At 42.6% G+C, this 8686-nt stretch carries 6 protein-coding genes; 4 read left to right on the top strand and 2 right to left on the bottom strand.

All coding sequences use genetic code 11. From position 1 onward, the window contains the following. Both B2V92_RS15620 and B2V92_RS15615 read right to left on the bottom strand, forming a co-directional pair. The coding region (locus B2V92_RS15620) for an alpha/beta hydrolase (RefSeq protein WP_293309772.1) at positions 1 to 766 on the bottom strand (766 nt) is incomplete at its 3' end. A 104-nt stretch (positions 767 to 870) separates the two neighbouring features. After that, positions 871 to 1719, bottom strand: coding sequence for a helix-turn-helix domain-containing protein (locus tag B2V92_RS15615; RefSeq protein ID WP_293309770.1), 849 nt, complete (start codon positions 1717 to 1719; stop codon positions 871 to 873). 230 nt (positions 1720 to 1949) lie between these two features. On the opposite strand from B2V92_RS15615, the gene B2V92_RS15610 reads away from it, so the two are divergent. The 4 genes from B2V92_RS15610 to B2V92_RS15595 all read left to right on the top strand — a co-directional run. Further along, positions 1950 to 2516 (top strand): RNA polymerase sigma factor, encoded by a 567-nt coding sequence (locus tag B2V92_RS15610; protein ID WP_293309768.1) that lies wholly within the window; start codon positions 1950 to 1952, stop codon positions 2514 to 2516. 77 nt (positions 2517 to 2593) lie between these two features. Then, entirely contained in the window at positions 2594 to 3775 is a 1182-nt protein-coding gene (locus tag B2V92_RS15605) for a FecR family protein (RefSeq protein ID WP_293309766.1), read from the top strand. Between the two features lie 208 nt (positions 3776 to 3983). After that, on the top strand, positions 3984 to 7382 hold the full coding sequence (locus B2V92_RS15600) for a TonB-dependent receptor (protein ID WP_293309764.1): 3399 nt from the start codon (positions 3984 to 3986) through the stop codon (positions 7380 to 7382). 10 nt (positions 7383 to 7392) lie between these two features. Next, positions 7393 to 8686, top strand: a 1294-nt coding sequence (locus B2V92_RS15595; protein ID WP_293309762.1) for a RagB/SusD family nutrient uptake outer membrane protein, incomplete at its 3' end; no start/stop codon positions are given.

Genomic DNA, 8686 nt, shown 5'->3' with positions numbered 1-8686 from the left:
CTTCAATAATCACCGCCGCTACTTTATCGGGTTGCGACATAAATATCACGTGGCTACCTTTTACCTCGGTTACTTTGCTGTTAGAGCGTTTGTACATGGCACGCTGAATTTCTGGTGCAATACTTTTATCTTCAGTAGCTACCAGCGCATAAGTTGGTTTATTTCTCCAGGCCGCTTTGGTAATCGGTGTTATAAAACCTTTTGCATAAAAAGCACCCTGTGAGGCATACATAAAATCGGCCTCTTCTTTACTGATATCGGCACAGAATCCTGCATGATATTTGGCTTTGTCGTAATATACTATACCTTTTTCATCCGGAGGCAAAACTCCGTTCTCGGGTGCTGGAGGGGCAGTTTGTAACCATTGTACTGTCGATTCGCCATTATCGGGCTGAAAAGCAGCGATATACACCAGTGCTGCTACTTTTGGATGGTTTCCGGCCTCTGTAATAACCGTACCTCCCCACGAGTGTCCGGCCAATATTGCCGGCCCATCCTGTTTATCCAGTGCTACCTGCGTAGCTTTTACATCATCTTCCAGTGATGTTAATGGATTTTGAACTACCGTTACATGATATCCCTTTTTGGTTAATGCATTATATAAAGCTTTATATCCCGAACCATCGGCAAAAGCGCCATGTACCAATACTACATTTTTAACTTCCTGGGCATTTACACTATTTACAGTACTTAAAATAGTAGTCAATACAACTGCTGTAGCGATTAGGCTACCTTTGATTTTGTTTTTTAGATTTAGAGTTTTCATTTTCTTTGCTGTTGATGTTTTGTTTGAATCAACGATACAAAGATGGGCTGAAACAGCTACCCCAATAATAGAGATTTTTCCTGTATGATTGTAAATTTTTCCCTTTAATTATTTTTTTTTCGATTTCTGTAGCCGATAGGTGAATAGGAAGTATGTTTTTTAAAGAAATTACAGAAATAGGCCGGGTCTTCAAAGCCAAGGTCGTAGGTGATTTCTTTAGCTGATTTATCGGTATAGCATAAAAGACGTTTGGCTTCAATGATAATGCGTTCCTGGATCATCTGGATCGGACTTTTCTGGTTAAACAGCGCAAAAAGATTGGAAAGCGTTTTAGGAGATTTATTGAGTTTATGGGCGTAAAAATTTACAGTATGTTCATTGTGGAAATTGCCCTCTACCAATAGGTTAAATTTACGGATAATATTAAACCGTTCGTTCTGCTGCCGCTCATCTGGGATATATTCCGATTTGGCCAGCTGGGTTACGGTAATAATCAGCCGTTTGAGCAGCATCACCAGCATATCATTCTGCACATGATCGGAAGTATTCAATTCTGAAACGAACATATTCAGTAATATCCCCATTTTTTGCTGCGAAGCCTCATCCAGGTTGATAAACAGATTGTTTCCCATGCAGAACAGAAATCCTACACAGCTCACTTCCGAATCGTGGTCGATGATGCAATAAAACTCCCTGTTGAACTGCCAGGCCGTAAGATCCGAATTCCGCCCAAAAGAAAACGACTGGTTAAACATTAATGGCAGTATAGTTTGGGGAGGGAAATCAAACTCATCCCCATCGATCATAACTTTTTGCGTATGTCCACGGTTCCACACGATGGTAAAATATTTATTGTTACTATCCTTGCCGTAGAAGAAACGGTCAAAATCCGGCTCATCGTTTACCAATAGTAAGCGGCCCCCGGAGTTTGCATCTTTTAACGAAAGTTTCATTATTTTAGTTTTTGTAAACAAAGTTAAGCATCAATGGCTGCCCAAATTATAAAATACCTCATTACGTTTCCTGATAAATCTGGCTCAGGGTGCTTATTTGTAGGGATTATAGGCTAAATGTACAAAAGGATGTTGTTAAAAAGATATATGGGTTAACAAATTGATAATATGATACGAATTGTATCTTTAATATCTAAATGGTTTTTTTGCAAATGAAATTTAGCTAGGTAATGGGCAATTATAATCTGCAGACCGATGATGAACTTTTTCTTCTGCTGAAGAAAGGAAATCACCGTGCTTATGAGGTACTTTACGAACGCTATTGGGCCATACTTTTCAGGTATGCGCGAAAAATAATGCAGAATGATGAAGAGGCCAGGGATGTGGTGCAGGATGTTTTTGTAATGTTATGGTCGAAGGCCGCAGCCCTTGAAATCCAGATTTCCCTATCCTCATTTTTATATGCTTCTACCCGAAATAGTATCTTAAAATTGTTCCAGCGTGGAAAAGTAAAAGACAAATACCTTAATTCTTTAGCAGAGTTTCTGGAACAGGAAAACAATACCACCGATCACCTTGTCCGTAACCGTGAACTGGCCCGCAGGATTGAGCATGAAGTAGCCTCGTTGCCGCCAAAAATGCGTGCCGTATTCGAACTCAGCCGCAAATCTTACCTCTCGCACCGCGAAATTGCCACCCGTATGGAAATATCTGATAAAACGGTAAAAAAACAGATGGCAAATGCCATAAAAATCCTCCGTTTAAAGCTGGGCACATTTTTCTTTTTAATTTTTTAATTTTTTTTTGATTTCATCTACTCCCTCAGCCTGGGCAAACGTTCATAACCATACACAAGCCAATTGAAGGAAAAAGTATGGAGCATAAACAGGCAAAAGAACTGCTTGATCGGTATTTGGAAGGTAAATGTACTGCCGAAGAGATAAATCTGGTAGAATCGTGGTATCTGCAGGAAACAGCACATCCGGCTGAACTTCAGTCTGAGCCAGATTACGATGACCTCGGAAAATCCATTTGGAAAGACATACAAGACCAAAATAACAGCACCAAGAAACTGTTGCCTTATTATAAATGGGCAGCAGCTGCGGCAGTGTTTCTTATCATTGGTTTTGGTGTATACCGTTTTATCCGTCCCCAGGTTTTACCGGCCCATTCTACCGGAGATTTTGCCCGGAACGACATCTCTCCAGGTGGCAATAAGGCATTCTTAACACTTGCTGATGGTAGGAAAATTGCTTTGGATGATGCTGCGAAAGGCAAAATAGCAGAACAGGCTGGTGTAACCATCTCTAAAACCGCAGATGGACAATTGTTATACTCGGTTTCGGATGCCATTAAATCTAATCAGCAACTTTCTGCAAAAACCGCTTTTAATACCATCGAAACACCTAGGGGCGGGCAATACCAGGTTAATTTACCCGATGGTACCAAAGTATGGCTAAATGCAGGTTCAGTATTACGCTATCCGGCACGTTTTGCTGTGGCTAAACGGGAGGTGGAGTTACAGGGAGAAGCATATTTCGAAGTGGCCAAAAGAACGTTTAAAGAAAATGGAAAGGAAAAACGTTTGCCATTTGCGGTAAAAACAGGTTTGCAGGAAGTAGAAGTGCTAGGTACCCATTTCAATATTAATAGCTACCAGGAGGAGGGCAATATCAAAACAACGCTTTTAGAAGGTTCGGTGGCTGTAAAGCCGCTTTCTGGTAGAATATCGGGTACAGGTAAAATCCTTAAACCGGGAGAACAAGCAGTACTAAAAGATGGGGTAATTAAAACAACCGGGGTTGATACCGAACAGGTGCTTGCCTGGAAAGAAGGCTTTTTTATGTTCGATAACGAAAACCTGCAGAACATTATGCTACAGATTGCCAGGTGGTATGATGTGGAGGTCGAATTTAAAGACAATAACCTAAAAACAAAAGGGTATAGTGGTACAGTTTCGCGTTTTACAAACGTATCGCAGGTGCTTAAAAAAATAGAATTAACGGGTTCGGTACACTTTAAGATCGAAGGAAGGAGGATTGTAGTAATGAGATAAAACCAAAAAACTGCAGTCCAAAAAAAAAGTCAGCAATGCTACCAACATTACTGACCCTCAACCGGTATAACCGGAAAATATTCGTTGGCTCAGTTAAATACCCTATTTGCGATAGAATTATTAAACCAAATCAAACAAACAAATGTATACAAATTCTGCTAATATTCTTTGCAGGGTCAGGCCCTGCACGACCAAATTTTTGCTAGTAATGAAACTTATAACAGTTTTGATGGTAACCTGCCTGCTCCAGGTAAGTGCCGCAACAGGCAATGCCCAGAGTATCTCTTTGGTCCAGAAAAATATAACCATCAAGCAGGTTTTCAGGGCAATCCGTAAACAAACGGGATATAATGTGCTTTGGGAAACCGATAAACTCCAAACCAACAAAACAATCAATGCCCAATTTGAAAATGCACCTTTAAACGAAGTGCTAGGCAAATGCCTCGAAGGCAAGGACCTTACTTATGCCATTGATGAAAAAACAGTAATTATTAAAGCCAGGCCACTTTCATTGTTGGATAAACTGATCAATATTTTACGCTCGGTAGAAATTACAGGTAAAGTGCTCGATGAAAAAGGCGGTACGCTTCCCAATGCTTCTATTCTTATTAAAGGAACCAAAATTTACCATAAAACCGATGAGAACGGCAATTTTAAATTCACCCTGCCTGATGAAGGGGCCATACTGGTGGTTTCTTACCTGGGCTATAAAACCCAGGAAGTGCCGGTTTCTAAAAGTGGAGCGCTGAGCATTACGCTTCTGCCTGATATGGCCGATCTGGAAGATGTAGTGGTGGTAGGGTATGGAACACAGAAAAAAGCCAACCTCACCGGTGCAGTAGATGCCATCAGTTCGAAACAGCTCGAAAACCGCCCGATAGCCAATTTAGGGCAGGGTTTGCAGGGACTGATCCCAAATCTTAATATTTCCATTGCAAACGGCAGGCCCAATACGGCACCCGATTTTAATGTACGCGGATTTGCTTCCATCAACGGAAGTGGAGCACCGCTTATCCTTGTGGATAATGTTCCTTTCAGCGCCTCCGATCTGTTAACGCTCAATCCGGCCGATATCGAAAGCGTATCGGTATTGAAAGATGCTGCAGCTTCTGCCATTTATGGTGCCAGGGCACCCTTTGGTGTGGTTTTAATCATTACCAAATCTGCCAAAAGCAGTAAAATCAATGTTGGCGTAAACAGTTATATGGCTTTCCGTACGGTAGGAAAATTACCTGAGGTGGTTACCGATCCCTATGAGGTTTTAAAAGCTAAAAATGAAGCTGCATTCCCTTTGTACAATCCCGCGTATAGTGCTGCACTGGTTGAAGCGGCCAGGTTACGCTCGCTCGATCCATCGCGGCCGGATGTGATCGCCGACCCAACCGACCCCAATAAATGGTTTTATATCGGATCTACCGATTGGTTGAAAGAAGCTTACGAACAATCGGCTCCGGCTTATAATGTGGGATTAAATATCTCTAAAAAGGCCGAGCAGCTGAGTTATTATCTCTCGGCCAATTATTACCGCCAGAAAGGGATGATCCGTGGTGCTGATGAAAATAACAATATCTACAATTTAAGGGGAAAGGTTGATCTTAACGTGACCAAATGGCTTACCATTTCGAACAATACCATGTTAACCTCTACATTTTATGAGGCACCGACTTTTATCGATGGTAATTATTTCTGGAATATCAACCGTACCAATGTAACCGATATTCCGCGTAATCCGGATGGCTCATGGACCTCTGCCGGAGCCTCATTGTTGGGCGCTGTACAGGAAGGTGGCAGAAAAACAATGAGTGCAAATACCGTTCAAACCACTTTTTCTTTTGATGGATCTTTGATCAAAAATATCTGGAGTTTAAAAGGCGATGCAACTTTTAGAAGGGTTGGCAGTTTAAATAAATCTTACGAAATCCCCGTTCCTTACAAAACCGGTCCAAATCTGGCGCCACCGCTAACTACCTCAACTTCGGCAACCGATCAAAACGGTAATATAAAGTACGACGTAGTAAATTTATATACCCAGGCGCAGAAACAATTGGGAAACCATTTCATTTCGGGGCTTGTGGGCTATAACCAGGAACAGTTCCGCAATGCCAGTTTCTCCGCTTCCCGTAAACAATTAATTTCTAATGGTCTGCCTTCGCTCAATTTGGCCACAGGCGATCAAACAGTAACCGAAAATGTTGCCGAGTGGGCTGTTCAGGGGCTTTTTTACCGTCTAAACTATAATTTCAAGGAACGTTACCTGCTAGAACTTAACGGGCGTTACGATGGGTCATCACGTTTTGCACCGGGCAAACGCTGGGTATTTGTGCCTTCGGCATCTGCCGGCTGGATGATTTCGCAGGAAAAGTTTTTTGCGCCGGTAAAAGAATCACTGGCCATGGATATGTTTAAAGTGAGGGGCTCTTATGGTATTTTGGGCAATCAGGCCGCTGTTGGCGAATACGATTACCTCGCAAAGATGAACAGCGGAAAAACGGGCCAGATTTTAGGCGGAGCCCAACCCATTTATGTTAATCCTCCATTGGCTATATCGAGTAACTTCACCTGGGAAAAAGTATCAACCATTAACCTTGGAGCCGACCTTAGTTTCTTTAAAAACAGATTAGAACTAAATTTCGACCGTTATACGAGGTTTACCAAGGATATGCTGGTACCCGGAAAACCACTTCCAGGTGTGTTTGGAACAGGATCTCCAACTGCAAATGCAGCCGATCTGAAAACAAAAGGCTGGGAGCTGAAACTCGGATGGAAAGATCAGCTGATGGTAGGCGGTTCGCCGCTCAGTTACAACTTTACGCTGGCCCTTAGCGATAGCAGATCGTACATTACCCGTTTTGACAATCCGAACAAACTGTTGAACAATTATTACGAGGGGATGGAGATTGGCGAAATCTGGGGACTTGAGGTTGAAGGCTTTTTTCAGAATGCCGACGAGTTGAAAAACCATGCAAACCAAACCGCAGTTGGAACCGACGATCAGCGTTACCAGTATTTTGTGGGAGATGTGAAATTTAAAGACCGGAACGGGGATGGCAAGGTCGATTTCGGAAATAAAACGGTAGATAATCCGGGCGATTATTATAAACTGGGCAATAACAGGATGCGTTTACCTTACAGCGTCGATCTTTCGGGTGCATGGAAAGGTTTCGATTTAAGGGTATTTATACAAGGGGTGGCCAAAAGAGAGTGGTATGCCGCCGGAAGCAATATTTATTTCTGGGGCATTTATGCACAACCCTGGACCAATGTTACGGTACAGAATCTGGATCACTGGAGCCCGGAAAACCCTAATGCCTATTTTCCGAGGATAAAAGCCTATGCTGCCGAAGATACAGGAGAAGAACTGGGAATCCCCAATACACGTTACCTACAGGACGCTTCGTACCTCAGGGTAAAAAACATTACACTGGGTTATACCTTGCCCAAAAGCCTGTTGAAAAAAGCAAAACTGGAAAATGTACATTTTTATGTAAGCGGCGAAAATCTGTTCGAACATTCCAATCTTAAGGTAAAACTCGATCCTGAAGGACTCGATGGTAATATTTACCCTTTCCAGCGTACCTATTCATTCGGTGTCAACTTTAATTTCTAAAACTAAGCAGATGAAAACAACATATTACATTCATATCGTCCTATTTTTGATAAGCGTAGGACTGCTGGCCAGCTGTAAAAAGGATTTTCTGGACAGAATCCCCGAAACTACCATTACACCCAATCAGTTTTTTAAAACCACTGCCGATCTCGAAACCTATACCAATGGCTTTTATGGGATGTTCGGGCCTGGTACCGATGATCTTTTTTCTGATAATATCTCGGTAAATCTGGGCGGGAGCGAGCTGGATAACATGATCAGGGGGAAAATCAATCCGGCAAATGTTGGCGGATGGAGCTGGACCAACCTCCGCACCATCAACTACATGCTTAATAACCTTCAGCAGGTTCAGGGCGATGCCGCTGCCATCAGGCACTTTGTAGGCATTGCCCGCTTTTACAGGGGAATATTTTATTACAATATGATCCGCAGGTATGGCGATGTTCCATACTATAGCAAGGTACTAAATCCCGATGATGAGGCACAGTTATACAAAGCTAAGGATCCACGTGCTTTGGTTGCCGATTCGGTAAAAGCCGATCTGGAATATGCTGCGGCCAATGTGATGCCCACAGGTACCAATACCCGTATTACCAAATGGGCAGCCTTAACGGTACTCGCCAGATTTTGCCTTTTTGAAGGTACTTTCAGGAAATATCACGATGAACTTGGCTTGCAGGCAACTGCCACCAGCTTTTTGCAAAGGGCCGAATCGGCCAGTAAAGAAGTAATGGGAGGTGGTTTCAGTATATATAACACCGGAAAAAAAGGAGAGGATTATCAAAAGCTTTTTACCAGTCAGGATTTGAGCGGCAATAAAGAAATGATATTCTATGATGATTACGACAGGGCCTTAAACCGCTCTAACAGTACACACTATGTTTTCGACTGGCAATGGGCACTGAGCAAAAGTTTGATCGATACCTACCTGATGACAGATGGTACACCTTTTACCTCTACAGCAAACTGGGACAAAAAAACATACGCGGAAATTTTCAGCAACCGTGATCCACGCATGGCAGTTACGGTGATGCCCCCAGGTTTTTCAACTACACTTGGTGGAATACCGAATAAAACCAGGCCAACTTTTGGTGGTTATCCACAGATTAAATTTTATGCCATTGATCCAACCAGTAAAGTGTACACCGAGTTTACCGATCTGCCGATTTTACGTTATGCTGAGGTTTTATTGATCCAGGCAGAAGCCAGGGCCGAAATGGATTTACTTAATCAAACAGATCTGGATAACACCATCAACGTGTTACGTAACCGTGCCGGTGTAACGCCATTAAATATGGCTGCGG

The organism is Pedobacter sp. UBA5917 (assembly GCF_002432345.1).
In the GTDB taxonomy this organism is placed as follows: Bacteria; Bacteroidota; Bacteroidia; order Sphingobacteriales; family Sphingobacteriaceae; genus Pedobacter.
Note: the sequence above shows the minus strand (reverse complement) of the source record. Positions and strands in the feature narration are given on the sequence as shown.

Coding starts and splice junctions, on each gene's coding strand:
- B2V92_RS15615 (WP_293309770.1), bottom strand. CDS start 1,719: ATGAAACTTTCGTTAAAAGATGCAAACTCCGGGGGCCGCTTACTATTG.
- B2V92_RS15610 (WP_293309768.1), top strand. CDS start 1,950: ATGGGCAATTATAATCTGCAGACCGATGATGAACTTTTTCTTCTGCTG.
- B2V92_RS15605 (WP_293309766.1), top strand. CDS start 2,594: ATGGAGCATAAACAGGCAAAAGAACTGCTTGATCGGTATTTGGAAGGT.
- B2V92_RS15600 (WP_293309764.1), top strand. CDS start 3,984: ATGAAACTTATAACAGTTTTGATGGTAACCTGCCTGCTCCAGGTAAGT.